At 60.0% G+C, this 25,981-nt stretch carries 29 protein-coding genes; 22 read left to right on the forward strand and 7 right to left on the reverse strand.

Translation table 11 applies throughout. From position 1 onward, the window contains the following. Positions 1-17: 17 nt before the first annotated feature. From MESCI2_RS0116710 to MESCI2_RS01000000134825, 9 genes are all read left to right on the forward strand, one after another. Positions 18-1,034 (forward strand): phage major capsid protein, encoded by a 1,017-nt coding sequence (locus tag MESCI2_RS0116710; protein WP_027037579.1) that lies wholly within the window; start codon positions 18-20, stop codon positions 1,032-1,034. 12 nt (positions 1,035-1,046) lie between these two features. Continuing rightward, entirely contained in the window at positions 1,047-1,562 is a 516-nt protein-coding gene (locus tag MESCI2_RS01000000134800; RefSeq protein ID WP_050596573.1) for a hypothetical protein, read from the forward strand. 80 nt (positions 1,563-1,642) lie between these two features. After that, positions 1,643-2,446: a hypothetical protein gene (locus MESCI2_RS1000000136155; RefSeq protein ID WP_050596574.1), complete on the forward strand. Its 804-nt coding sequence runs from the start codon at positions 1,643-1,645 to the stop codon at positions 2,444-2,446. 6 nt (positions 2,447-2,452) lie between these two features. Further along, the gene (locus MESCI2_RS1000000136160) at positions 2,453-3,154 is read left to right on the forward strand and encodes a hypothetical protein (protein ID WP_027037580.1); all 702 of its coding nucleotides are present in this window, start codon (positions 2,453-2,455) and stop codon (positions 3,152-3,154) included. After that, positions 3,151-4,737, forward strand: coding sequence for a hypothetical protein (locus MESCI2_RS0116730; RefSeq protein WP_032900898.1), 1,587 nt, complete (start codon positions 3,151-3,153; stop codon positions 4,735-4,737). Before MESCI2_RS1000000136160 ends, MESCI2_RS0116730 begins: the two co-directional genes overlap by 4 nt. Before the next feature lie 26 nt (positions 4,738-4,763). Further along, on the forward strand, positions 4,764-5,174 hold the full coding sequence (locus tag MESCI2_RS0116735; RefSeq protein WP_081738779.1) for a GNAT family N-acetyltransferase: 411 nt from the start codon (positions 4,764-4,766) through the stop codon (positions 5,172-5,174). Continuing rightward, entirely contained in the window at positions 5,167-6,180 is a 1,014-nt protein-coding gene (locus MESCI2_RS0116740; protein ID WP_027037583.1) for a hypothetical protein, read from the forward strand. The genes MESCI2_RS0116735 and MESCI2_RS0116740 overlap by 8 nt, the downstream gene beginning before the upstream one ends. A gap of 3 nt (positions 6,181-6,183) precedes the next feature. Then, positions 6,184-8,574, forward strand: a complete 2,391-nt coding sequence (locus MESCI2_RS1000000136165; RefSeq protein WP_050596575.1) for a glycoside hydrolase family 24 protein — start codon at positions 6,184-6,186, stop codon at positions 8,572-8,574. Continuing rightward, the gene (locus tag MESCI2_RS01000000134825) at positions 8,571-10,601 is read left to right on the forward strand and encodes a hypothetical protein (RefSeq protein ID WP_050596576.1); all 2,031 of its coding nucleotides are present in this window, start codon (positions 8,571-8,573) and stop codon (positions 10,599-10,601) included. Before MESCI2_RS1000000136165 ends, MESCI2_RS01000000134825 begins: the two co-directional genes overlap by 4 nt. Here the strand turns inward: MESCI2_RS01000000134825 and MESCI2_RS0116755 are convergent. Together MESCI2_RS0116755 and MESCI2_RS0116760 are read right to left on the reverse strand one after the other, a co-directional pair. Further along, a complete protein-coding gene (locus MESCI2_RS0116755; RefSeq protein WP_027037584.1) occupies positions 10,581-10,802 on the reverse strand; it encodes a hypothetical protein in 222 nt (73 codons plus the stop codon). The genes MESCI2_RS01000000134825 and MESCI2_RS0116755 overlap by 21 nt on opposite strands. Before the next feature lie 44 nt (positions 10,803-10,846). Beyond that, positions 10,847-11,107, reverse strand: coding sequence for a hypothetical protein (locus MESCI2_RS0116760; protein WP_155936624.1), 261 nt, complete (start codon positions 11,105-11,107; stop codon positions 10,847-10,849). 210 nt (positions 11,108-11,317) lie between these two features. On the opposite strand from MESCI2_RS0116760, the gene MESCI2_RS0116765 reads away from it, so the two are divergent. Continuing rightward, on the forward strand, positions 11,318-12,520 hold the full coding sequence (locus MESCI2_RS0116765) for a hypothetical protein (RefSeq protein WP_155936625.1): 1,203 nt from the start codon (positions 11,318-11,320) through the stop codon (positions 12,518-12,520). Further along, entirely contained in the window at positions 12,520-12,903 is a 384-nt protein-coding gene (locus MESCI2_RS1000000138840) for a hypothetical protein (RefSeq protein WP_245270371.1), read from the forward strand. The genes MESCI2_RS0116765 and MESCI2_RS1000000138840 overlap by 1 nt, the downstream gene beginning before the upstream one ends. Here MESCI2_RS1000000138840 and MESCI2_RS0116775 read toward each other — a convergent pair. Continuing rightward, positions 12,900-13,097 carry a hypothetical protein gene (locus MESCI2_RS0116775; protein WP_027037588.1) on the reverse strand — a complete coding sequence of 66 codons (198 nt, stop codon included), beginning with the start codon at positions 13,095-13,097 and terminating at the stop codon, positions 12,900-12,902. The genes MESCI2_RS1000000138840 and MESCI2_RS0116775 overlap by 4 nt on opposite strands. A 61-nt stretch (positions 13,098-13,158) precedes the next feature. Here MESCI2_RS0116775 and MESCI2_RS0116780 point away from each other — a divergent pair, with 61 nt between their 5' ends. The 9 genes from MESCI2_RS0116780 to MESCI2_RS0116845 all read left to right on the forward strand — a co-directional run bounded on the left by MESCI2_RS0116780 (position 13,159) and on the right by MESCI2_RS0116845 (position 19,116). Then, the gene (locus MESCI2_RS0116780; protein WP_027037589.1) at positions 13,159-14,010 is read left to right on the forward strand and encodes a glycoside hydrolase family 108 protein; all 852 of its coding nucleotides are present in this window, start codon (positions 13,159-13,161) and stop codon (positions 14,008-14,010) included. A gap of 103 nt (positions 14,011-14,113) precedes the next feature. Continuing rightward, positions 14,114-14,407, forward strand: coding sequence for a hypothetical protein (locus MESCI2_RS0116790; RefSeq protein ID WP_032900899.1), 294 nt, complete (start codon positions 14,114-14,116; stop codon positions 14,405-14,407). After that, on the forward strand, positions 14,370-14,558 hold the full coding sequence (locus MESCI2_RS1000000136170; protein WP_245270373.1) for a hypothetical protein: 189 nt from the start codon (positions 14,370-14,372) through the stop codon (positions 14,556-14,558). Before MESCI2_RS0116790 ends, MESCI2_RS1000000136170 begins: the two co-directional genes overlap by 38 nt. Before the next feature lie 12 nt (positions 14,559-14,570). After that, positions 14,571-14,729 (forward strand): DUF3309 family protein, encoded by a 159-nt coding sequence (locus tag MESCI2_RS1000000136940; RefSeq protein ID WP_081738767.1) that lies wholly within the window; start codon positions 14,571-14,573, stop codon positions 14,727-14,729. Positions 14,730-14,780: 51 nt separating this feature from the next. After that, positions 14,781-15,446 (forward strand): hypothetical protein, encoded by a 666-nt coding sequence (locus tag MESCI2_RS0116805; RefSeq protein ID WP_210164813.1) that lies wholly within the window; start codon positions 14,781-14,783, stop codon positions 15,444-15,446. 95 nt (positions 15,447-15,541) lie between these two features. Continuing rightward, the gene (locus MESCI2_RS0116810) at positions 15,542-16,054 is read left to right on the forward strand and encodes a hypothetical protein (protein WP_027037593.1); all 513 of its coding nucleotides are present in this window, start codon (positions 15,542-15,544) and stop codon (positions 16,052-16,054) included. 340 nt (positions 16,055-16,394) lie between these two features. Then, positions 16,395-16,802 carry a response regulator gene (locus tag MESCI2_RS0116820; protein WP_027037595.1) on the forward strand — a complete coding sequence of 136 codons (408 nt, stop codon included), beginning with the start codon at positions 16,395-16,397 and terminating at the stop codon, positions 16,800-16,802. Between the two features lie 497 nt (positions 16,803-17,299). Continuing rightward, a complete protein-coding gene (locus MESCI2_RS0116830; protein WP_027037597.1) occupies positions 17,300-17,509 on the forward strand; it encodes a hypothetical protein in 210 nt (69 codons plus the stop codon). Positions 17,510-18,447: 938 nt separating this feature from the next. Beyond that, positions 18,448-19,116, forward strand: coding sequence for a Crp/Fnr family transcriptional regulator (locus MESCI2_RS0116845; protein WP_050596582.1), 669 nt, complete (start codon positions 18,448-18,450; stop codon positions 19,114-19,116). An 11-nt stretch (positions 19,117-19,127) separates the two neighbouring features. On the opposite strand, the gene MESCI2_RS0116850 is transcribed toward MESCI2_RS0116845, so the two are convergent. Then, on the reverse strand, positions 19,128-19,436 hold the full coding sequence (locus MESCI2_RS0116850; RefSeq protein ID WP_027037600.1) for a hypothetical protein: 309 nt from the start codon (positions 19,434-19,436) through the stop codon (positions 19,128-19,130). A gap of 976 nt (positions 19,437-20,412) precedes the next feature. Between MESCI2_RS0116850 and MESCI2_RS0116860 the strand changes: the two genes are divergently transcribed. After that, positions 20,413-21,537 carry a glycosyltransferase family 9 protein gene (locus tag MESCI2_RS0116860; RefSeq protein ID WP_155936627.1) on the forward strand — a complete coding sequence of 375 codons (1,125 nt, stop codon included), beginning with the start codon at positions 20,413-20,415 and terminating at the stop codon, positions 21,535-21,537. Between the two features lie 386 nt (positions 21,538-21,923). Here the strand turns inward: MESCI2_RS0116860 and MESCI2_RS0116865 are convergent, their stop codons facing one another. From MESCI2_RS0116865 to MESCI2_RS0116880, 3 genes are all read right to left on the reverse strand, one after another. Then, positions 21,924-22,319, reverse strand: coding sequence for a hypothetical protein (locus MESCI2_RS0116865; protein ID WP_027037602.1), 396 nt, complete (start codon positions 22,317-22,319; stop codon positions 21,924-21,926). A 14-nt stretch (positions 22,320-22,333) separates the two neighbouring features. Continuing rightward, positions 22,334-22,693, reverse strand: a complete 360-nt coding sequence (locus MESCI2_RS0116870) for a lysozyme inhibitor LprI family protein (RefSeq protein ID WP_027037603.1) — start codon at positions 22,691-22,693, stop codon at positions 22,334-22,336. A gap of 350 nt (positions 22,694-23,043) precedes the next feature. Continuing rightward, complete coding sequence (locus MESCI2_RS0116880; RefSeq protein ID WP_027037604.1) at positions 23,044-23,250, reverse strand: hypothetical protein; 207 nt, start codon at positions 23,248-23,250, stop codon at positions 23,044-23,046. Between the two features lie 442 nt (positions 23,251-23,692). Here MESCI2_RS0116880 and MESCI2_RS0116885 point away from each other — a divergent pair, with 442 nt between their 5' ends. Beyond that, a complete protein-coding gene (locus MESCI2_RS0116885; protein ID WP_245270375.1) occupies positions 23,693-25,927 on the forward strand; it encodes an alginate lyase family protein in 2,235 nt (744 codons plus the stop codon). Positions 25,928-25,981 lie beyond the last annotated feature (54 nt).

The following is a 25,981-nucleotide window of genomic DNA, read 5'->3' on the forward strand; positions in this document are numbered from 1 at the left end:
GAACATAGGAGGGCCACATGGCTCTTACTTCAGTTGAAAAAAACCAGGAGATTTTGTCCCTGGCGCTTGAGGATCGGTCCTCGGGCTATCAGGACTTGGTCTCCAATTCCAACGCCTTGCTCAACGTGCTCAAGCGCAAGGGCAAGTTCAAGGAGTATTCCGGCCCGAAAATCCGCGAACGGCTCCTTTATGCCAAGACCGGATCGGCGGTCTGGTACAACGGCTTCGACTTCCTGAACCCGGTCCCGGCCGAACTGTTCAACGATGCCGAATACACCCCGAAAATGGTGGCAGTCGCCGTCACTCTCGCCAACGAGGACATCCTCAACAACGAGGGCGAAAACCAGCTTATGGATATTCTGGAGTCGCACATCGCGGCTGCGGAAGGCGAGCTTGAAGACGAGTTCGACATCTCGCTGCACGGCAACGGCACCCGCTTCGGCGGCAAGGAACTGGGCGGCATGCAGCTGGCCGTTCCGACCGTGGTCAACTCCGGCACCTATGCCGGCATCGATCGCGGTCTCAACCCGATCTGGCGCACTTCGGTGTTCGATGCGAATTCTGCTTTTCCGGCCATCGGAACGCAGGTCACCGCGACCACCATCCGCCCGATGCTCAACTCGATCATGACGCAGCGGTCGCGCGGCACCAAGGCCGCCGATCTTCTGCTGATGTCGCCGGAGCATTACGCGGCCTATGACGCGGCCACCGTGGCAATCCAGCGCGTCAACGATACCTCCAGCCTGGGCAAGCTCGGCTTCACGTCGCTGAAATATTTCGGCGCCGGTCGCTCTGCTGAAATCGTTCAGGAAGGCGGCATCGGTTCGAACATGCCTTCGAACACCACGTACGGCCTGGACACGGACAACCTGTGGGTCCGTTACCACCCGGAACGCAACTTCAACAAAATCGGCAAGACGCTCATGCCGATCAATCAGGACGCGAATGTCCAGTACATCGGCTTCATGGGCGAACTGACGATGACCAATCCGCTGTTCCAGTGGAAGCTCATCGACAGCAACCCGGCCGCGTAAGGAGGACAGAAAATGGCTTACGTTCCTCACACCCCGAACCTCGGCTTCCCGCCGATCGCTGCAACGCTTCCGGCCTCGAATGCGGCCGGGCGTTCTACTCCCGGCCCTTGGCTCGGCGATGTCATCCGGGCGCAGGATCCCGTCTATGGCGTCGGCGAGTTCATCTATCTGGCAGGCGTTGCCGCCACCGGCGTCGGTTCGTGGGTGGTTTACAACCCCGACGACTGGTCGACGGTGCTGCTCGGCCCGGACATGATCGGCTCTGTTGCCGTCGCAATGTCCGCGAATATCAACGGGCAATTCGGCTGGTACCAGATCAAGGGCAAGGCCATCGGCAAGGCTCTGGCCGGCTTCCTCGACAATGCCAACGTCTACGCCACAGCCACACCCGGCAGCGTTGACGATGCCGTTGTTGCAGGCGACCGCGTCAAGAACGCCAAGGGCGCGTCTGCGGTCGGTGTGCCGTCCGCCGGTCTCGCCGAATTCGAGATCGATCGGCCGTTCGCCGACGATGGTCTGGCCGCGTAACCAGCCACACAGCTCGACACTGAAACGGGGGCTTCGGCTCCCGTTTTTCTTTGCACCCTCTCAGACAGGAGTTTCCGCCGATGAGCGCGAACCAGAACACCGTCAATGTCACATTCCGCAACCACGTGATCCCCGACGAAAATGCCAGCCGCAAAGCCGGCCGGCCAATCTTCCACGACATGGAAGTCTGCGACCTTTCGTTCCCGGCGAACCGCCAGACGAAGGCGACCTATCCGGCGCACGATGCCGAGCCGAACGCCACCCGCGAGAGCATTGCAGCGGGCGGCAGTGTCGTCACCTATGCACAGCTCTACAACAAGCAGTATCTTGCCTTCAAAGATGGCAATGCGCAGCCGCTGTCAGGCACGCCGCTTTCCGAAGCGCCGTTCCTGAAGGAAGGCAAGCGCCGCGAACTGAAGGCCCTTGGCGTCCATACGGTCGAGCAACTGGCATCGCTCGATGGCACCCCGCTGAAGCAGCTCGGCATGGGCGGCCGCGAACTGAAGAACCAGGCACAGGCCTATCTCGACAACGCCGCCGGCAGTGCCGATATCACCAACCTTGCCGCCGAAGTCGTGGCACTTCGCCAGCAGTTGGCCGAGGAACGCCGGCTGCGCGAAGAGTTCATGGAGAACGGCAAGCCCCTGAAGGGTGCGGCCGCCCCTGCCGATGAACCCGAACAGCAGGACGACGAGCAGCCCAACCCCGACGACGAAGAGGAGGAGCAGGATCATGGCATCCCGCCGACGGTCGAAGAGATCGAGGCGATGGATGACGAGGCCCTGAAGGTCTACATCGCCAAGGAAACCGGCAGTCGTCCGCGCGGCAACCCAAACCACGAAACCTTGGTCGCTGCGGCCAAGGAACTGGCGATGGTGGACTGATCCATCATGGCGATCCTCGATGTCATTCAGGATGCTTGCACGGTCATTGGGTTGACCGTGCCGACATCTGTCTTTTCTCAGAGCGACCGGGAACTGGTCGAACTGAAATCGCTCGCTAACGAGATGGCGCAGAGGATCGCTTTCGACGGCCGGGACTGGACCAAGCTGAAGGTGCTCGGCACTCTGACCGGGGACGGCACTGCCCAGAGCTTCGATCTTCCCGGCGACTACAAGCGGATGCTGAAAAAGGCCGCGCTATGGCCGTCTGCAAGCCCTTACGCGCCGTTCACGCATTACCCCGACAGTGACCAGTGGCTTGGAATCACGGTGCAGAATTTCCAGAACCTTGTCGGCGCATGGACGATGATCGGCGAGCAAGTGCTGATCAAGCCGGCGATCCCCAACCTCGCCACCGCGCAATTCTACTATCTCACGAACAAGATTATCAGGGACAAGGACGGGGTCGCAAAGGTCGCGTTCACCGCCGACGATGACGTTTTCCGCCTCGATGAACGCGTGCTGAAGCTCGGCATGATCTGGCAGTGGAAGGCCAACAAGGGCCGCGCCTACGCCGAAGACATGGCGACCTATGAGGACGCGCTGGCGGTCTCTGCTGGCGCTGACAAGGGTTCCAATATCCTCGCTGTCGGTCGCCGCCGCTCGTCGATCGATGCCAATATTGCCTATCCTGGGGTGATCGTCCCATGAGGGCGGGTTTCCGGCGCGTGCCCGTCGCGGCTGGTGCGCAGCAGCATCACAGCACGACGACATTCCCGGCGCCGATCCGTGGCAAGATTTCAAATGAAAACCTTGCGGCGGCCAAACCGCAAGGCGCCAAGGTGCTCGAAAACTGGTTCGTCACCAGCACCGGTATCCGGTTGCGTGGCGGCAGCAAGAAACAGGCGACGATCGGCACAATCCCGGTTGTCAGCATGCTGACCTATGACGCCTCGGCCGGAAAATTCATGTTTGCCTGCGACGGCTCGAAAATCTTCGATGTCACCGCGCCCGCAAGCCCGACCATTCCGCCTGCACCGGTCCAGACCGGCCTCACCAGCGGCTATTTCTCCTATGTCCAGTACGAGACGGCTGGTGGGGACTATCTCTCCGCCGTCAACGGCACCGACAGCATGCGCCAGTTCGACGGCACGACATGGACGACGGTGGCCAATCTCGGCGTTGGCATCCTCACCAATAAGCTGTCGTTTGTCTGGACCTATCGAAATCGCGAATTCTTCGTGCAGAAGGGAACGATGGTCGCCTGGTATCTGCCCGTCGACACCATCGCCGGCACCGCGGCTGATTTCTCCCTTGCCGGTGTTTTCCAGAAAGGTGGCTCGCTTCTGTTCGGTGGCACTTGGTCGCTCGATGCCGGCGACGGTGTCGACGACAAATGCGTCTTCTTCTCGGATCGCGGCGAGGTCGCGGTGTACGAGGGATCAGACCCAGGCGACCCGAATAACTGGTCGCTCGTCGGTCGCTATGACATGTCGCCGCCACGCGGGCCGCGCGCCACGATGCAGGCCGGTGGCGAACTGCTCATTGCCATGGACGACGGAATCATTCCGATATCGCAGGCTATCCAGAAGGACCGCGCCGCGCTGGCGCTGATCAGCGTATCGCGCAACATCGAACCGGATTGGAGGGCTGAAGCCGCTTCGCGCACCCAACTGCCGTGGGAATTCCTGAAATGGCCGTTGTTCAACATGGGCATTGTCTCGCTGCCGGCTGACAGCGGCCAGGACAAGAAATGTTTCGTGGTCAACCTCCAGACTGGCGCATGGTCCGACTATACCGGCTGGGATACGCGCTGCCTGGCTCTGCACGATGGCCGCGCCTATTTCGGCACGTCGGACGGCACGATTATGCAATGCGAGGTCGGCGGCAATGATGACGGCATGCCGTACACCGCCACCGCCGTCGGCCTGTTCGATCACCTGAAGGCGCCGGCCCGAGACAAGATCATCCACATGGCGCGGACGGTCTTCCTGGCCAGTCGCAAATTCCTGGCCAAGCTGTCCGTCTCGACGAACTATCAGGTGTCGTTGCCGTCGCCACCGGCATCGGTTGCCGACGATGTGACGCTTGACGAGTGGGACACGGGTCTTTGGGATGTCGCGCTATGGGATGCCGGCACCACCAAGACGGTTTCGACAAAGTGGACTTCCGTCGGGCAATCCGGCTTCTCCATTGCTTGGCAGCTTCAGGTCACCTGCGGCGTGACACCGACGCCCGACGCCGAACTGGTGGCGATCGACATGACCTACGAAGTCGGGGATGTCGTCGTTTGAAACTGCTCTTCGGGCATGACGAGGCGGTGGCGCAATTCGTCGTCGACCTTACGCCAGGCTGCGAAGCCGGATTCGGGAAGTGCAAGGCGATCGGCGTCCTCGATGACGATGACAAGCTCGTCGCTGGCATGGTGTTTCACGACTGGCAACCGGGACCGGGCCTGATCCAGATTTCGAGCGCGTCAATCACGGCGCGATGGCTGGCGGCGAACGTCCGTCACATGATGTTTTCCTATCCGTTCGACCAGCTCGGTTGCCAGATGGTCGTTCTTCAGGTGTCGGCCAGGAACGAGCGCATGGTGCGGATCGCGAAGGCCTTCGGCTTCACTCCTTACCTCATCAAACGCATGCGCGGCCGGGACGAGGACGGGTTCGTTTTCACCCTGACCGACGACGACTGGCGAAACAGCAAGTTCACGAGGAAAATCCATGGGTAAACCCTCAGCACCTGAACCGCCAGATCCCAAGGAAACCTCGGCGGCCTCGACATCCACCAATGTCGGCACGGCCATCGCCAATTCCTATCTGAACAACGCCAATCAGGTCACGCCTGACGGGACGATCAACTATGATCAGACCGGCAGCTATACGTGGAAAGACCCCTATACGGGGCAGTCCTACAACATCCCGCGCTTCACCGCGACGACGACGCTTTCCGACGCCCAGAAGGCTATCAAGAGCCAGACCGACGCCGCGCAGCTGAACCTCGGCACGCTGGCCAATACACAGTCGTCGTTCCTCAACGACTATATGGCCAAGCCCTTCGACGGCTCGAATGATGCGACAGAAGCGCGGTTGCTGCAGCTCGGCCGCGAACGCCTCGACCCGATCCTTGCCCAGCAGTCCGACGCTCTGTCGACCAGGCTTTCCAACCAGGGCATCAAGCAGGGCTCGCCGGCCTATGACCGCGCCATGACCCAGCAAGGTCAGAACGCGAATGACGCTCTCAACCAGCTGATCTTGACTGGGCATGGGCAAGCATTCTCGGAAGCCCAGGCGATCCGAAACCAGCCGATCAACGAAATCACGGCGCTGCTGTCGGGCTCTCAGGTCTCTAACCCGCAGGCGGCTGGGTACAATCAGAGCAACATTCCGACCACGGATGTCGCCGGCCTGATCAACACGAACTATCAGCAGAAAATGAACAACTACAATCAGGAAGCGGCTCAGTCCAACAGCCTGATTGGTGGTCTGTTCGGCCTCGGCAGCAAGCTGATCGGCCTGTCCGACGACGATGCCAAGAAAGACAAGGAACGCCTTGCCGACATCACGCCGGAAATGGGCCTGTGGAAATTCCACTACAAGGGCGAGGCGAAAGACGCGCCGATGCGTCTGGGTCTCATGGCCAGCGAAGTCGAACAGGTCCGCCCGGATGCTGTCTCGCGCCGACCGGACGGCTATCGCCAGGTCGATTACGGCAAAGCTTTGTCGCTGGGAGCCTGATCAATGGCCTTGTCCTTCATCTTCGATGCCAGCAAGGAAACGCCGGCATCCGTTGCCAAGCAGCGCGCCGTTGTCGAAGCGCTCATGTCTTCGTCGCGCACTCCGCGCAACCTCGGCGAGGGCCTGAACGCGCTTGGCGACGGCATCGTCATGAACGTGCTCAACCGGCGCGCTGATACGGCAGAGCAGGCCGGCCAGGCAGGGGCAAAATCGACGTTTGGCGATCTGCTCAATGCCGGCTCCTTCCCGGCCGCACCCTCGGCGACCGGAAGCGATGCTGCTTCGTCAGCCTCAGTCGGCGAAGCCGCGGACTATGGCGGTGATCAGCTCGCGTGGACCGATGCAAAGCCCTATCAGAAGGCATTGCTCAACACGATTTCCGGACCCGAAAGCGGGGGTCGGTATGACGTCATCTATGGAGGCGGCAAGTTCGATGACTTCTCCCGCCATCCCAATCAGGCAGTGCGCATCCAAACCGGGCCGAATGCCGGGCGCACGTCGTCGGCGGCGGGCAAATACCAGTTTCTTGGCTCGACCTGGGATGAACAGGCGAAGGAACTCGGCTTGCCAGACTTCTCCCCGATCAATCAGGACAAGGCCGCATGGAACCTTGCCGCAGAAACCTACAAGGCCAAGACCGGACAGGACATCGATACTGTCCTGCAGTCGGGTGATCCGAACGCCATCGCCCAAGTCGGCCAAGTGTTGAGCCCGATCTGGACCAGTCTTCCGGGCGGCATTGAGCAGGGGACCAACACCGATCGGTTCGTCGCCACCTATCAGCGAGCGCTTGGCGCGGGGGCCACGCCGGCCCAGGCCACACAGGTCGCCGCCACAGAGCAGGCACAGCAGCCTGTTCAGGTCGCATCGCTCGATCCCTCCGCTGGTGTAACGACGGCCACGGCGCGCCCCATGCCGCCCCAGTATGCCCAGAACGGCATGACACAGCAGCAGTGGGAAGCGATGAACCGCCCCGGCGAGGATCTTGCGCCCTCTGGAGCCGCACCGGCGCCACAACCCGGCGAGGTCGGCGGGCCTGAAGCTGTAACACCAGCCGGCCAGCGCGTCCTCGGTACCATGATGGACAAAACGCCTCTGTCGGGCGCCGGTGGCGTCGTGCAGGCTCTTAGCGCGGCCAATCAGCCGGCCCCAGCAGCCGCAGCGGCCCCGTCTCCGGTCGTGCAAGCCCTTGCAAGCGCACAGCAGCCCCAGCAGGCCGCGCCGGTCTCTCCGGCCGTCCAGAAGGTCGCTCAGGCCTTGGCGCCCCAGCAGCAGGCCCAGGCACAGCCGCAGACAGATGACTTGCCGGTCATTGCTGGTGGCAGCGCCGACGCGATCCAGCCGGGACAGGCCGGCCCGTCGGTTCAGCAGATAATGCAAGTTGCCGCCGATCCTTGGGCTTCGCCCGAGCAGAAGGCCATGGCGAACATGATGCTTCAGCAGCGGATGCAGGAACAGGACCCGTTGCGGCAACTCCAGATCCAAGCAGCGCGCAAGTCGCTGGCGGCGCCACCCAAGCAGTGGCAGAAGCTGGACGACAACACGCTGTTTGATCCCACCTCGGGCGAGACCAAGGCTATCAATGGCGCCACGTCCGGCGACATCTTCGACGGCAAGTCCGTTGAGGGCCAATCACTCAACTGGTTGATCAAGAATGGCAAGCTGACGCCAGAGCAAGCCGCTCAGGTCGGCGCCGGCAAGACTATCACCGGACCGAATGGAGAAATCATCTTCATGACGCCGCAGGGCGTGTTTGGTCAGGCTGCTGGCGGCGGCCCTGCCCAGCCTGTCACCCCGTCGCCCGTGCCACAGGCGAGCCCTGCGCAGAGCGTTCCGGCTCCGGCCGCGCCAATCACCGCGCCGGCCGCTCCCGGCACTGTAGCGCCGCCTGCCGCATCGCCACAGCAGCAGCAGTCGCAAGCGCGGCCAGGCATGATTCCGCTGACCGATCCGAAGTCGCTCAAAAAGGCGCCTAACGAGGCTCAGCAGCGCAACCAGCAGCTTTACACCGTCGTGAAGCCCGAAGTTGAGCGGATCGATCAGACCTTCGGCGCGATGTCAGACCCGAGCAATCAGCTTTGGTCAAACCTTCCGGTGGGCGCTGACTATGCCACGACACAGGAATACCAGCAGGCCGCGAACTCGCTTCGCACCGTCGTTGCGTCCTACCTCTACAGCGTGTCCGGCGCGACGGCGACACCGGGCGAGGTCGAGAACCTGTCTGCCACCCTTATTCCGAGGGTTGGCGAGAAGAAACCCTCGATCGACGACAAGCTGGCCCGCATTCATACGATGGTCGAGGCGATCAAGAACAATCGCGGCGATATTCAAGATGAAGCGCCAGCGGGTTCGAAAAAGACCTCCACCGGCATCGACTGGAGCATTGAGCAGTGACGATACTCAACATCGGTGGAAAGCGGGTGACGGTTTCAGACGACTTTTTGAAGCTTTCGCCCGAGCAGCAAAGCGCCACCGTCGAGGAAATCGCCGGCAGTATGGCGCCGAAGGTAGACCCGGCGACGAACCAGCCGGCGGGTGTTCCGGCCTATGATCCTGGCGTCCCCGGCTATGATCCCAAGACTGGCGAAATGCATAAGTATGGGAAGCTTGGCTCGGCCGGCATGGGTGCCGCTGATATGGCCGGCATGGGGTTCGGCGATGAAGCAGCGGCCGGCCTTGTTTCTGCGATCGAGAAACTTCCCGGCCGTAGCGGCACGACATACGACCAGGCGCTGAAGGACATTCGCGGCGATCAGCAGCAGGCCTATGACGACAATCCGAAATCGTACATCGCCGGCATGGGAGCGGCCGGCGTTGCCGGTGGCGCGGCCATGGCAAAAAGCGGTCTGTCGTTCGGTGTTCGTGCGGCTGAAGCCGGCGCGCCACTGCTGCGCATCGCGGCGGGCGGTGCGGCAGATGGGTCAATCCTTGGCGGGATCACCGGCTTTGGTAGCGGAGAGGGGCTTGAGGATAGGGCCAAAAAGGGCCTCCTCGGCACCGCCGTAGGCACGGTGACAGGTGGCGTAACGCCTCTAGCTGTGTCTGGCGCGGCGAACTTAGTCAAACCTGTTGTGGCGCCGATCATGGCCCGGTTGCGACCGGACACTTATGCGAATGCTGCGCTTGGTGAGGGCCTGAAGCGCTCGGGTTCGACCGTTGATGACATCACGCAAGCGCTGATCGACGCCCGCGCCGAAAATCAGCCGGTGTTCACTGTCGCGGATGCTATGGGACAGTCTGGGCAGCGCCTGCTATCGACTGTCGTGCGCAATCCGAACGAGGCTCGCCAGCCCGTCGTCGAGGCGCTGAACGCCCGTCAGGCGGGACAGGGCCGCCGGATCGTCAATTCGCTGACAGAGGCTTTCGACGCGCCAGATACGGCTGCACAGCGTGTGGATACCTTGACCGGAGCCCGAGGCGCCGCCGCTAATGCCGCTTATGCGGAGGCGCGGAGGAATGCTGGGCCGGTCGACATCTCGCCCACTCTGGCCAGGATCGACGAAACCTTGACGCCTGGTGTCCATTCAATCGCCCGTCCGAACAACCAGATCGCCAATGACAGTATTGAAGGCTCGCTTTCGCGGGTCCGCTCGATGCTGAGTGATGGGCGGTCAAACCTCACCGATTTCAACGGCGTTCACCGGGTCAAGTTCGAACTCGACGACATGATCCAGAAGGCGACAAACCAAGGTGCTGGCAATCGCGCCCACTATCTAACGCAGGTTAAAAACGTCCTCGACGACGCTTTGGCCGATGCATCCCCGCCCTATGCCGCCGCGCGAGACGCATATGCAGCCGCGTCTCGCCGTATCGAGGCGGTTGGCGCCGGCAAGACCGCTGCCACGCGAGGCCGCGCGCCCGACACCATCGACGTTTACAACGCCATGACACCCGAAGAGCAGGCAGCCTTCCGCGTCGGCTATGCAAACCCACTTATCGAGCAGGCTCAATCGGCCGCCGTCGGCGTCGACAAGTCGCGCCCTCTCATTTCCGACGCAACCGGAATGGAATTCCCTGTCGTAACGGCACCAGGTCGCGGGCCGCGATTGTGGAACCAGCTCGGCCGCGAAAAGACCATGTTCGAAACCCGCAACGCTGCAACCGGTGGATCGCGGACGGCCGACAATCTGGCCGACGCCGCCGACATGGCTCAGTTCGATCCGCAGGTCATGGCGCGGCTCATGAGGGGCGATGCCTGGGGCACGATTACCGCAGCGCTGGCGAAGACGCTGAATGAGGCCAAGGGCTTGCCGCCGAGCGTGCTTTCGAAGGTTGGCGAAGCGCTCATGCAGACCGATCCCGGCATGGCGCGGCAGGCTTTGACGGCTGGCGCCGAAAGTCAGTCGGCGAAGGCCGGCCGGCGCGCTGTCGTGGCATCGATCCTCAACAATCTGGGATCTTCAACGGCGGCCAGGCGGTGAGAACGGCCATTTGTTACCGCTGATCTCGATCGCCCACAGAGCGAAGATCAAGCCGGTACCGCCACCAACGGCCAAGGCCCAGACATCGGCAGCATTGAAGTACAAATAGCCGATCCAGTTGACAGCGAGGATCGCGACCAACACCCACCAAATGGTGTTGGTCGGCCGGCTCTCTTTCGGATTGTGGTCGATCTGCTGCATGGGCAGCGAACATAGGAGAAGTCGGATGAAAACGGAAGATGTCGTCAGTGCGTCTTGCGATCCATCAACTCACGCATCGCCGCAATTGTGGCATCCAGCGCCCGGAACTCGTCCTTGGGTATTTCGTAAACCAATTCCAATCCAGATTTCAGCGTCATCTTCCAAGCAAGATCCCCATGAGGGTTCATCGCAATCTCAACCTTCGTCGCCACCAGCGCCTGGGTCGGAAGTGTCTGACCTTCAGGGAGGCTGGCAAGAAGGTCTGTGGCATGGCCAATTATGGTCACAAGCATCGGCGTGATCACGTGGGTGCTAACTCGACCGCGTAAGCGCCACCGTCCACGCTGCCGAAAAGCAATTCAACTGTCCGATTTTCAACGTTGGCGCGACTGCTGGCCAGTGTGACGAATTTCGGTGCTCGTTTAACGTCCACGAACCGCTCCCCATCCCCAAACCCTGATCATGACGCGCCGCGCCCGATGAGTCGAGCGGGCGCTTTGCCATGGAGAATGCCAATGCCCCGTGACGGCTCTGGAATTATGTCGTGGCCGGCCAATGGCAACGCGATTCCCAACACGCCCATTGATTCCGGGAAGTACAATGCTTTCCGTGCGGACCTGCTGTCCGACCTGAATGCTGCACGACCGGTCCCGGCTGGCGGTACCGGTGCCAACACGGCCGTCGGCGCATTGGACAAACTCAATGCTGTCGGCGGCAACATCGCGTCGGCCGCAACCACCGACCTTGCGACGGCAACCGGTGTTTCCGTCGCCATCACCGGCACGGCGACGATTACCGCCTTCGGAACGGTCCCATCCGGCGTTCTGCGGTTTCTGACATTTGCCGGAGGCTCGACGCTCACCCACAATGCCACCAGCCTGATCCTGCCTGGTGCCGCCAACATCGTCACGGCGGCCGGCGACACGGCCATGGCGCAATCGCTTGGGGGCGGCAACTGGCGCATTCGGGACTATCAGCGCGCGAGTGGCGTTGCCGTAAGCAACACGCTGACGCAACCAGCTCTGACGCTGGAACAGAGCGCAGCGCCCACGCCGACGGCGGAAGGCCGAATTCAGTGGGACACCGACGACAACGTGATTGCCGTTGGCGATGGAGCGGCAACCCAGATATTCGTGCCGATCCCGGCCTCGACCGCAGCCGGCGATATCCTTTACCTGTCCGGTGCCAAGCTGCCAGCCAGGCTTGCAAAAGGAGCGGCCGGCCAGACGTTGCGCATGAATGCCGGCGCGACCGCTCCAGAATGGGGCGGCGGCAATGGCGTTCCTGATGTAGTCATCGAAGATCAGAAAGCGTCGGGAGTGGATGGTGGGACGGCTACAGCCGGTTCCTGGCTCATCCGCACGCTCAATACAAAGGTGCGGGACCCGCAGAACCTCGTCACGCTAGCCGACCCCAACTTTACCGTTAGCGTGTCTGGCTGGTGTGAATGGGTTGCTCCAGCTTGCCAAGACGACAACAACAACCATCAGACGCGCCTCTTCGATGTCACCAGCGGCACTGTTGCTGGGTATGGCGCCAGCGGGAACGCGGACGATTCGGCCAAGTCCACCAGCTATGGCGGGGCGCCGGTTGTTGCTGCGCATGTCTACCGACTGGAGCATCGGGTCGGGGTCAGCCGAGGCGGCGACGGCTTTGGTGACGCTGCTGCGTTTGGCAACATCGAAATTTACTCCCGCCTCAAATTTTGGAGGTCGTAATGACCAATTTCGTGCTTGTCGGAGATGGCGTTGTCCTCCAATCGGACAGGTCCGGCGCGGAGCCAGAAGGGTTCGTTGAAGCTCCCGATGAGGTATGCCCAGGCTACCTGTTTGACGGGCAAGGCTTCTCGCCGCCGATACCCCAGCCTATCCCCCCGCCTGACAGGGTTTCCGCTCGGCAGTTCCGCATGCAGCTTCGGAAATCCGGGCTGCTTGCCGCGGTGACAGGATGGGTCGCCGCGCAAAATCCCCTTGTGCAGGACTCGTTCCAATACAGCAGCACCTTCGTGCGTTCGGAACCGATGATGGCGGCTGGCTTCGCCGCGCTCGGCTTCACCGAAGAACAAGTTGACCAGTTCTTCGCTGCTGCGGCAGATCTCTAATCCACCTTCTGAAACTCACTAGCTTTGAGGTTTGCCAAATCCGTGACGCGGATCCACGGCTTGCCCGGCGTGCGACCTGGTTTGAGTGGCTTCCGGATGGATTTCACCAAGGCATGAACATGGCTTTGCGCTTCGACTAAGGCGCTGCTGATCGCCTTGTCGCCGTGCATCGCCTCGACCTTGAAGCTTTTCATCTGCCCAAATCCCCGCACCCATCCAGATCATTAGCCAATTCTAAAACTGAAAGGAACTGCCATGGCAATTTCCCGTGAAAAGGAATCGCTTGCCCGCGTGCTTGCGCACGAAGGCGGCTATTCGAACAACAAAAAGGATCCCGGTGGCCCTACGATGAAAGGGGTGACCCAGCGGGTCTATGACGCCTATCGTCGGGGCAAAGGTCTGGCGGTCCGATCCGTCAAGAGCCTGACCACGGACGAACTGAACGACATTTACGACAAGCAGTATTGGGATGCCGTGAAAGGCGATCTGCTGCCCGACGGCGTCGACTATGTCGTCTTTGACGGCGGCGTGAACTCCGGTCCCGGCCGCTCGATCATGTGGCTTCAGCAGGCGTTACGGCCTGTCTACACCGGACGTATCGACGGCGTCATGGGCATGGGCACGATTGCCGCGGTGAAAGCGATCAACAACAATGACGCGCTGATTGACCGGATCTGCGATGCACGAATGAACTTCCTGCGCCACCTCGGGACGTTCCCGACATTTGGCAAGGGCTGGACGGCACGTGTTGCCGAGGTCCGGGCGATCGGTAAGGCTTGGGCGACGGGCGAGATACCGCAGGCGGCCAACTTTGTCGACGGCGGCCAGGCAAAAGCCGTTGTCGAGGACGCCAATGCTGCACCTTCGACCGCGCCGGCCGACTTGGCAACAGGCGCTGGCACCGGCGGCCTCGGTCTGTCTGGCTACCTCTACGATCTGCAGAACCAGCTTTCGCCGTTGTCCTACACGAGCGAGTGGATCGGCAAGGTGGTTGTGGTCGTGGCGCTCGCAAGCGCGGTGCTAGCCATTGGTGGGCTTGGCTATCGCTGGTACGCCAATCGCAAAGCAAAGCGCCTTGCTGAAGCGCTGGGAACGGTGCCGGCATGAGCGCGCCCATGAAGCCCTTGATCGCCTTCCTGCTGGGCGCTGCGGCCGGCGCTGTAGGGCTCGGCGCGGTCGAAGGCATCATCTTCTTTTGGTGGCTCGGCCAATGAGCTTGCTCATCACCTTTCTTGTCGACCGGCTTGGCGTCTCGCGCCTGGTCGGCGGCGTCATCGGCTGGGCGGCCATCGCCTTGATCGCCTCGGGCGCGGCGCTCGGGGTCTACGAATTCGCCAAACAAAAGGGCGCCGACGAGGTCCGCGCCAAGATCGAGAAGGACAATCAGGATGCGATCCGCAAAGGCATTGATGCCAGCCGGAATTTTGACGACTGCAATTCTGCTGGCGGGCTGTGGGACTTCCGGCGTGAACGGTGTTCCAGCCCTCCGGGCGGCGGTCGGTAACAGCCTCGCCGGGGCCAAGGGCAAGACAGTCGAGGATCAGAACAAGATCGACCGCACGATGGCGCCGGGGTGCGCCGTCAAGCTCTACACGGCCGCCGAGTGCGACCGCCACACCAAGGCCAGCGCCGCGCGCCGGGCCGAACTTCAGTAGGAGAACAGTGCAATGTCTATCGCAACAATCCTGATCATCATCCTGATCCTCGTACTGGTCGGCGCCCTACCGACTTGGCCCTATTCCGCGACTTGGGGACCGGCCCCCGGTGGCGCTGTCGCCCTGGTGCTCGCCACCGTCCTGATCTTGATGCTGCTCGGCCGCATCTGAACTCAATAGCAGTGCGTTTATAGGGCTTCGGGGCAGATGGTGAGCGACGACATGGCAAACGGCAACAATCAAGTGCAGGAGGACACCCATACAAGGGTCGGCGTCCTGTCACAGCGTACGGCCAATCTGGAAAGCGGCTTCGTCGACTTCCGTCGTGAGGTGAACCAGCAGTTCACCAGCGTAAACGCGTCGGTTAGCTCGCTCTTGACGAAAATGGATGAGCGTTTCACCACGCTCAACACCTCGATCGCCGAACGAAGCCGACCGCAATGGCAGGCGCTGGGTGTCATGGTGTCGGTGGTCGTTGTTTTGGGCGGGCTCGTCTATTGGCCGATTCGGGAAAGCACGAACGACCTGAAGGCACAGGACATCGAGACCAGCCGTCTTATTCAGAGCCTCACCAGCGAGACGAGCAAGGCAATTCAGAGCCTCGCCGCCAACACGGTCACAAGGCAAGAAATGGACTGGCGAGCCCAGCGCGGCATCGAGGATCGCAACCGCATGGAGGCTGCTGTCGTCGAGTTGCGAACCAGCACGGTCGACCGCAACGAATGGATGGAACGCAACCGCGCCTATGATCAGCAAGCCGCCGACTTCAACCGCCGGCTAGACGAACTTCGGCAGGATTTTGGCTCTGTCTATGGAACACGCGACGTGATCCAAGACATGAAGCGGGAGCTTGACGACCTGCGTCGGAAGACGCTGGCTGGCTCATGATCTGCCCGGCCGTGACTACTCACCACTCATCGTCTATATTATCGTTCATGACCGCTATCGCTGCTACCCAGGATTTTGGGGACGTAATTCGACACATGCTGTGGAAGCCTACGGCTGCTCTGCGCGCCCCCGTGTCTGCATTCGAAGCGGACGGGATAAAGTTTCGTTCGGAATCTCTGGCACAAATTGCCCAACTCGAAGCGGACCTTGACGCTTGGATTGTCGAGGGAGTGGCGGTGAAGCGTAATCTTTGGAATGGGTTCCGAGCAGGCGAGGAATCGGAGGTCGGCGCACAGATAATCGGCACTTTCATCGATGCGTACGAGGCCAATGCCCTGTCGGAGGCCAAAGACATTGCGCGCATGCAGAAGTCATTCAAGCGCGATCAAAAGGCCGCAGCGCGGATGTCGGCGACCGCCGGCCGCGTGCTTAAAGAGGTTGACGATCGGCTGCTTGCTTATTTGCAAAGAACTGTCGCCGCACGCCTGGACTACGCACTGTTCATGCGGGCGCACCGCGCCGAGCTAGATCCAGAGTCTCGAGGCGGTCCAACCTTCGATAACCCGGACGAGCTAGAAAAGTACCTTCTGTCAGTCGCCGCCGAATGAGGATAACGGTCGAGAAGACGTTTGAGCGGGAGCTTAAGCGCCTGCCTCCCGACCGGCAACGTGCCGTCGCCAGAGCACTTCAGAAGTTCATGACAGAGCCGGCATTACCCAGCCTTGATTTCCGTTCACTTGTCGGGGCGCCTGGGTACTACATTATCGACCCACATAAGGGTGACCGGGTCATTCTACGCAAGGACGCTGAAGATTTATATGCCGTGGTCGATGTCGGCCCGCACGACAACATTTATCGGCGTTGGAACCGCTGACTGTTCTCCGCTGTGCCACGGATGGAACTAAAGCTCACTCGCTCCGTTAAAGGCGCTGCCGAGAGGGGTGCTTCATGAGCGAAATGGCTATTCTGGTCGTCGAAGACGAACTCTTGATCCTGCTCGACCTTGAAACAGCTTTGCAGGACGCTGGCTTTCTCGTTGTAGGAGTGTCGAGTGCCGAAGCCGCCGTAAAGGCGTTTGATGAGGATCCGAACAAGTTCGCCGGCCTCCTTACGGACATCCGTCTCGGCTCTGGACAAACTGGCTGGGAAGTAGCCAGGCATGCAAGGCGAAGCAACCCAACCCTGCCTGTGGTCTACATCAGCGGCGATGGTGTGATTTCATGGGGCTCTGAAGGCGTCCCAGACAGCGTGATGATCGTCAAGCCGTTCTTCCCTCCCCAGATCATTACGGCACTGTCCACACTGCTCAATCAGCAACACCCAACAGCGTCGAACGGTGGCGAACCTTCTCAGTAAAGCAAGTCGGCGTACTGGTAGGCGAACACTCTCCCGTTGCTCTCGTCGGTCACCTCCAAGAAGTAGTTTCCAGATCGGTGGAGCGTCACGACCCTTTTCGTAGCCTGTTCGGCGGCACGATAGGATGTCGGAGCCTCTGTGCGGTATTCCGCAATCACCTGGCCGGCAAGATACTCTCGGATTTGATATGACACGGCTAGGCCCCCAGGATCCGAATCATCCATTAGCCTTATCTAACATTTGCCTTTTGGCGAGGCGGGTGTACTTTAGTACCGCTGGGTGATCCCTAGCGACACTTCAAACCAGCCCGCTGCCGCGAGGNGGCGGGCTTTTTTGTTTCAGAGGGGAACGATCCTGGCCGTGGAGCGGTTTTGACATGCCCGACCCTCAACGGGCACCTGAGCGCCGACAAGGCTCCGCCGACCCCCAGTCGGCGGGGTTTTGCGTTTAGAGGGACTCTGCGGCATTCTACCCGGACCTTCGGGGAGGTACGATCAATGCCAATTCGACGGAAAGCGACTGAAGCCGGTGTCTTGCAGCCATCGGAACTGGCGCTGTTGGGCCGTGTCTTCGAGCAACTGAAGCTTGATGGCCAGTCGACGGATGCCCGCGACGCCATCGCATCCCGGATCATTGCGAACTTCATGGCCGGCGTGACCGATGAGTCCGAACTGGTGTCGCTCTCCCGGCTACCGCTCGGCCGCTAGGAGGCAACAAATGGCAGCAGTCGCTAAGCGCTGCCGCAAGGTGGCGGGCTTCTTGTCGCTCGATTGACACGCTGCCCGTCCGCAGGCAAAGAGTGACACATTGCGGATTGGCAAAGGGGAATGTCGATGAAGAAGATCTATCAGAAGCCCGTTTTCACGAAGCGTGAGCGACTGTCGTCAGTGACGGCGGCGCCCAGCTCATCCGGGACTATCGATTAGTCAAGTGAATTGCAGTTTTGGAAAGCCCGCTACTGAAAGGTGGCGGGCTTTTTCGTTTCCGGCGTGGTATATTCCGCCGCATGCGAGTTTTGTTCGTAGCCTTTGCGGTCCTGTTCTTTATGACTGTCGGCTTTTGGCTAACCGCCGGTTTTCTTATCAACAAGTCCCGTTCGCCCGTAATCATCCAGCCGACACAAGCGCCGGGATAAGGGGCGGCCGGCTCTATTCGTGTCTTTCATAGCGTTCCAATATGGCGCCACTACGGGTCTTAGCTTTTTCGACCATCTCCCTAAGTTCGGCGCACGAGTGGGCCAACTGCGTGCGGGAGACCTCGCATTCACTGCGGAGAAGGTGCGCCTGGTGAGTCAATTCCTTGCCTTCGCGGCGGAGCATTTCCAAGCGGCCCGTTGACGGGGTCATGAGCATCATTCATCCGACACCTTCTTCCGGAGTACGTCAATGAAGTGCGCCGAAAGGTTATAATCGTACATTCGGCAGAGAAATTCCGCGACTCTCAGAGCCTGGAGGAGTACGTTCGCGTCATCGGCGACAACTTTTCAGGGCATCGCCGGCTGTGAGCGAAGATCATGCTTCCGCCCCAGAAGGGAGACGAAGCTATGACTCAGTCCAAAGCCCCACTCGTCACGCCAAATGATCTCGACACCACCCAGCGGATCGAAATCCAGCATGATACCTATCGAAATGAACTGTTGCGGCGTATGTCCCCAACTGACATCGCACTGTTGAAACCTCACCTGCACCGCCAATTTCTGGGGCTCAGGACGCAGCTCGAAACGGCGAACGTTCCGATCAAGGCCGTCTACTTCTTTGAAAGCGGGATCGGTTCGGTGGTGGCGAAACTTCGAACAGATGTTGACGCGGAGGTCGGAATGATCGGCTTCGAAGGGATGACCGGCTCTGCGTTCGTTATGGGGGACGAACAATCGGCGCATGATTGCTACATTCAATTGGATGCCGAGGTTCTTAGCATCGACGTTGTCTCGTTTACCTCGGTGCTTTCAGAAAGCCCAACGCTGCGGCCCTTCCTGCTGCGCTATGTCCACTACTTCTACATCCAGGCGAGCTTCACCGGGCTGATCAATGCCCGTTTGAAACTGGAGGATCGCCTGGCGAGGTGGCTGGTGATGTGTGGCGACCGCGTCGACGGCCAGCGGCTGGCGATAACACATGAGTTCCTGTCAGTGATGCTCGGAGTCAGAAGGCCGGGCGTCACGGTCGCGCTGCAGACATTGGAGGGACGCGGGCTGATCCGGTCGAACCGCGGTGAGGTCATCATCCGTGACCGGGCTGGTCTCATCGAGATGGCAAACGGATCTTATGGTAAGCCCGAAGCCGAGTACGCACGCCTGGTCGGACATATTCACTGAAAAAGGATCGTTCAGTGCAATCGGCTTGGAGCGTCCAATTCATAGCGGGCCAGAAAAGTAGCAATCTCCGCTATCGTTTCCATGTCAGGATATGCCGCCAGCGCTTCGGTCACGTTGTCCCCGGCCTTGCCTAGCATTGGGATCAACATAAATTCTTTGAAGCGATCAGACCCCTGTGTCGAGATCACGAACTGAAAGCCGAAGAACTCGACATTCAGCTCATCCTCAATACGCATCTGAAATAACGGGTCGTCAAACCTGGCGCCGATCGGCGGGACCACCACGAACGATCTGCATGGAACGAAGCTGTGTTCGGTCATCTCGACTTCCCCCTTTCATCGACCATCCGCCCGTCGATCAAGGCGCGCAAACTGCTCCTGTCGCTATGGTTTCGAAAGGGTTGCTGCCGGGGCGTATCCACAGGCTGGCGCTCATTTGCTAAAATTGTCGGCGTCCGGTTAAGGTCTCGATCACTGCGCGGGCGCATCGTCGACATGGGTCCATGCAACTCCCCGGACCCCGCTAAAAGCCCGCTGCCTAAAACCCCAAGCCCCCCGCCAGGCAGCGGGCTTTCTCTTTTTCCGGCTATTTCGGTAGAGCCCTTTTCCGCACCAGTACCTGACGGTGACGCCTCCCCGCTCCGCCACCTTTGCCCGCCCGGTGAAACTCCGTCGAGGAAGATGGGATTGTTGGCACAGAAATGGCACAGATACGTTTGAATGTTTTTGTTCCGTTCACGCTCTGTTGGCGCGTATTAGGCAATGAAAACAAACAAAGCACTGCATTGACATTGCAGGGGTCACAGGTTCAATCCCTGTCACGCCCACCATCCTCTTGAAGATCAATGGTAACGCTGAGCATTCGCTGGTGAGGCATCCAGGGGATGCATGAGGAGCGTAATCCGGCCTATCTCTCCCGTCACCAGGTCTTCTATTTTCGTTGGCCACTGATCAGGCGTTGGGTTTGCCGGCAGCATCAACGCGCTTCCAGCCGCGTCAGCGTTGCCGCTGCCTCATGATCCACCGTCTCGAACGGTCCATCCATTTTCGCAAGCAGATTGATCCTGTTGAGCGCCAGCAGTCCAGCCAGTTCGTGAAGCTCCCGATCGCACGCGATTCGGGAGTGCCCGCAGGAGTGCAGCGATCATTGAAATTGTCGGCATTTGGAGCAACAGGGCATGCCCGTTTGATCCGGAGCGTTTTCCCGACTAAGAGCATCACAGCTAAACGGGGGAGCAAGAGAAAAGATGCCGATAAATGACGAGAGCAGTTCAGCGAAAACTTTTCGAATGTCGGCATGAGTATTCAAGATCGAGGTCTTCAGCGCTTTGCACGCAGGACGCGCAACGGCTTCAAGAATGCAGCGTTGGCACTTCATCTAGTGGTCAACGTAGAACGACGAGACAGCATTGCTATTCGTGTAACAGGCGGCATGGGCGACCATATCGTGGCAGTGCGATTTATTCGCGATCTACTGAGCCACTTTGGTCACGCAAAGATCGACGTCTATTCCGTAACGGGAGGGATGGGCTGGCTCTACGAGCCGCTATCGAATGTGAGTATCATTGAAGCTCCCAAACGCGTATTCAATTGGGTCGCGAACCGATATCTTCTAGCCTTGCAGATCACGCACACGGTAGATGTTGTGCACTTGGATTCTGCCGCTGCCCAACGGTGGCCAAAGCTTGCAGCAATGCTGCAGAACATCGCACCGTATCGGAAGACACTTTCGCATGCGATTAAAGCTCATCCACACTTGGACTTTCATCCTGCACTTTTAGCCCAATTTCAGAACGTGGGGCGTGACACCTTTCTGAACCATGTCAGCGGTGTGCCCTTTGGCGGTCATCAATATCCGTTACCCCAGGATGCATCTTTGCTTCAAAGCGTGGGACTGGATCGCAAACCCTACATTACCGTCCACAATTCCTTCAGCGAGGAGTCAGGCCGCCCTCGGACTACGCGCGATTATCCGTTCTTGGATGATGTCATGAAGGAAGTGAAGTTGCAGCTGCCAAGTCTCGCAGTTGTTCAAGTCGGCGTGATAGGAGGTACCCTTAGTTCGGCTGACTACAATCTTTCTTCCAAGACAACACAGCCGCAAATCGCATCCGTTGTTGCGAACTCGTCCATGCATTTCGACATGGAGGGGGGGCTTGTTCACATCGCAAGCTGTGTAGGGACGCCGTGTTGTGTGGTTTTCGGTCCCACGCCGATCGGCTATTACGCCTACCCGAACAATATCAATATTTCGCCCCGTGTCTGCGGCAATTGTTGGTCCATCACAGAGGATTGGCAAAAGACCTGCCTTCTAGGCGCTACTGAACCGCCTTGTATGTTCACGCAGCCACCAAAGGCGGTGGCGCAAGCGGCGTTGCCGCAGTTGCGAGCCTTGTTGGGGGAGAAGCGCCAATCAAGCTGAGGCCGGCGCTTGCAGACGATGACCTAATGCCCGCGGTCAACTGGCCTTTTCAGCCAGAGCGCCTTTGTAGTCGTCCATGGCTGTTGACGCGCCATCGCCTCCACCAGCGTGGTAGATGCCGGTGAATTCCCTCAGGTGTTTTGCACACAGAGCTTTGGCTGGAACCACGGGCAAGCTCCTTGGCGCGAAACCGCCCCGGCTGAGCCAGGACGGCGCGCACGATCAAATCATTGCGGCTCTGGGTCGGGCGTATTTCCCTGCCTGTCGCCGCTGCCCTTGCCTTCGCGGCCACCTGACGCAACGCCGCATGCAGTGCTTGAGCTTGGCGAACGGTTTCTCGATTGGGTTGAGGTCCGGACTATAGGGGCAAGCCTTGCGGAGCCAGCCTACTGGTCATCGTCATTGTCATTGTCTGGATTGTCGACCAAACATCCCGCGCCGTGACACCCCTGGTAATTGCCTTGAGTGTCGAAATTCGGATTGCCGTCCTTGTCGAAACTCGGCCTTGGGTCGATGTAGCTGTCGTTCTTTCGACGCGCTTCCTTGCGATCCTTGTCTCTCTGTTCCTGCGCGGCCATGCGATCCAATGAGCGCTGCTCATCTTCTGAACGTTGTGAAGTCTGTTGCATCATGCAGTCGGCAAACCTGTTGGTTCCTGGCCTGTAACCGTAAGAAGAGCACTGTTGCTGATCCATTGCGCGCTGATCCTCAGCGCTGACGCAACCAGCAACCGCCAACGGCACAAGCGCGACCAGCACATATCTCATCTTGAAATTCGGCATTCTGTCACTCCAGATCATTCTGATGGCACCGGGCAAGAGAGGTCACCCTCCTGGCAGTTCAGGTAGGCCTTCAACTGCCTGGTGCGAGCCTTGGTCAGTTCAGCCTGACAAGCAGCGGCAACCATCGGCGCCGCGGAACCACCATCGTCACCGCTGGATTGAAACGTGCATTCGGCGTTGCGGAACGCAATCCACGCTCTCTGCGCTTTCACGAACCGTGCCTTGCCGTCGGAATCATCCGCAAGGCGCTTCTGGATTTGCTTGAAGGTTTGGTTCAACGCCTGATCGGCTCTTTTGAAGTCCGAAGCTGGATCAGCCAGAGCCGCGGTGGCGGCGAACGACAGCATGGCGACGCCAGCAAGTAGAAAACGCATGATTGTATCCCCGGAATGAAAACAACCACAAGTAAGCACGCATGGGGGCAGCCGGCAAGGACTGGAAAACCGTATAGTAAGCAAAGGGTTGTCGGGTTCAACAATGCAGGACGGACGAGGCTGGGGCCGTGAGGTGCGGGGGGTGGCAGATGACTCATGCATTCGATGCAATGGCGGCCGAATGCGGCCGCCACAAGCTGACGTTGAGATTTGCCGCAGCGCCATTGTCGCGGGCGGCGCCGGCGAGTTTCGCAACCCGGTCCTGGCAGACCTGACGCCGGACGCAAACGCCGTCGCGGAAGCTGCGCGCCCGTCCCGGCGCTGACCGGAACGGGCGACAGGCAATCAGATCATTGCGGCGCTGGATCAGGCGAATTTCCCGGCCTGTCGCCGCCGCCCTTGCCTTCGCGGCAAGGCTCGCCGATGCCGCAGCATTTGCCGTTGTAGGTAACGCCGGGCTTCAGCTTGTCGCACTCCCTGGGAGCGGTTGTCTTGCAGCCGGCCAGCACCGAAACGGCGATGGCGGCCAAAAGGACGTTTCTTGAAACAGTAAACATCAGACGTTCTCCTTGATGGACCATGTTTGGACACATCGCTTGGTCGCGCGCCGGGAGAATTGGTTCACAAGAAAATTGCGATCATCGGCGGAATCTTTTTGCGAGCTTGCCTTCGCGTGAAGGCGCATCGCCGATGCGTGGCATTTGCCATGCTATGTGGTTTTCGGATTTGATTTATCGCATTGTCCTGTCGGCGTTGCCTGGCAACCTGCCGTGACCGATGCAGCAGAACCGTAACAGGACATTCGCAACATTGCAGGCGAGAGACGATTTCCATGATTGATCGCGTTGGACAATTCAGGGCTTGGTCGCCTCACGCTCAGAAATGGTCCAGAATCGAAGTCGGAATGGTTGGCGAAACTGCGCGCATTCCCGAGGCGGCGATCGGGATCCGGTCTCCTTGCGTGCCGTCATGAGTTCACAGTCCGGAAGGGCAAAACTGTTGTCCTGGCCGAAGATACATCGCGAACTGAACCGTGTGCGAACGCAATTGCAGTCGCCGTGGTCGACATTGGGCAACGCGCTCATTTCCGCAAAGCAGAACGCTGAATACCGACGCGAACTCGGCAAGCGGATCGAAGCCGCCCGCGAGACTTACACGGCGTCGCCGATCTCGCAGATTGCCGACAGCTTCATGCTCGTCCGGATCATCGGCAATGATCTGGAACCGCGACACCGCAAGGGCCAGTCATTCGACAACGTGCTGTTCATTCTAGACAATGAACCGGTCTTCGACGCCTGCGAAAAATTCTGGATCGTCAATCGGATAGTCGACACCGACGAGGAAGCCCGGATCATCGGCCTGCTCGAAAGCCGCCGCCAGAATTTTCATACAATCCCCTTCGAACTCGATGCGTACCGGAAGATATCCTGGGACGTCGACCAGCTTGTTGCCGGCGACCTCAGATTCTCGGAGAAGGGCCGGGCGAGCGGACAGTCGGCGCGTTACGAAACGCACATCCGCCGCAGCAAGAACCTCTATGTGATGAACAACAATGGGGCTCGCAACGCCGCGCTCGCGATTGCCCGCGGCAGGGCAAAATGGCTGATGCCCTGGGACGGGAACTGCTACCTGACAGGCTCTGCATTCCAGCGGATACGGTCGGCGATCGAGAGAAACCCGCACCTTCCCTACGCTGTGGTGCCCATGGCGCGCATTGTCGACAATGCGCTTCTGCTGGACCAGCGCTTCCAGCCGCCGGCCGAGGAAGAGCCGCAGATCATATTTCGAGCCGATACCACGCAACTGTTCGACGAAAACTATGGCTACGGAAGGCGGCCAAAAATCGAGATGCTGTGGCGGTTGGCAGTTCCCGGCCCCTGGGATCGCTACCGCGACGACGCCTGGGATTTTCCACGCCCGGTCCGGGCAGCGGATGCCGGGCTGCTCCAGAAGGCGGGCTGGGTGGCGCGCCTGGATTCAGGACGTTCGCATCTGGAGATCGGCAAGGCCGGCTTCGTCGCGCGTCTGGTCAGCCGCGACCAGGCGATCGTCGATATGGTCGATCAATGTGACGCCAAGGCAGTCGCCGCTCGGCTTGATACCTCCCGCCTGGCTTTTTATGACGAAGACGCCCTGGCCCACGCGGTAAAGGACGGGCCCATCCTGCGCTATCTCGAAACCGCGGCCGGTCAGGCATTCACCCGCGGTCCGTTCAGCGTGCTCGACAAGACCGGCCTAGCCCCCAGCGGGGATCCCCAGGACTATTTTCACCCGGCGCCTTACTGGTGGCCCGACCCCGACAGACCCGATGGCCTGCCCTATATCAGGCGCGACGGCGAACGCGTGCCCGGCACGGCATTGTATGCAGCAGGAAGCGAAACCTACGATCGCACACGCTTGCAGCGCGTCTTCGACGACACAACCGTGCTTGCGCTCGCCGCAACCGTGCTTGGTGGACGTTACGCCGTCCACGCCGCAAGGCTCATTCGCGCATGGTTTGTCGATCCCAAGACAAGAATGAACCCGCATTTGCGCTATGCGCAGGTGCGGTCGGGCCACGACAACAATGAAGGGGCCGGCCACGGCATCATTGAGCTGAAGGATTTTTATTTCTTCCTGGATGCCGTACGCCTGATCGAGCGAACGGGAGTACTGGGCGACGAGGATCGCGAGGCGTTCAGAACCTGGCTCGGTTCCTACTGTGAATGGCTGGACACCGCGCCGGCAGCCGCGACGGCCTTCTGCAGCAACAACAACCAAGGAACGTATTACGATTTGCAGCGGGCATCGATCGCCACATTTCTTGGCGACAGCGCCACCCTGGCCAAGATCAGCCTCTATGCTCGGGAGAGATTAGCGACCCAGATCGCAGCCGACGGCTCCTTACCCAGGGAACTGTCCCGCACGCGCCCCAGGCACTACGCCATGTTTACCTTGCAAGGCTGGACGTCGCTGGCCCGTGTCCTGTCTTCGGTTGGTGACAACCTCTGGCAGCACAAGACAGCTGAGGGACTGGGACTGGTCCAGGCGCTGCACTGGCTTGTTGCGCACGAGAACAAGCCACACACCATGTCGGCCGAAACTGTCGATCCGGATCGGCTTGGGCCGCTGCTTCTCGACCTGACGCACCATGATCCCGCAGGGATGCCACCTGCCGATCTGGGAAGGGCGACCAAGCCCATTTTTCATCCAGACGAGGCAATCGCTCCTTTTTGGCTGTGGCGAAGACGTTAGGGACGCCCGGCATTCCTGGCCTGTCACGTCGATGTTGAGAAGCACTTTCCCGAA

Origin of the sequence: Mesorhizobium ciceri WSM4083, assembly GCF_000519305.1 — a bacterium.
GTDB classification, from domain to species: Bacteria; Pseudomonadota; Alphaproteobacteria; order Rhizobiales; family Rhizobiaceae; genus Mesorhizobium; species Mesorhizobium ciceri_B.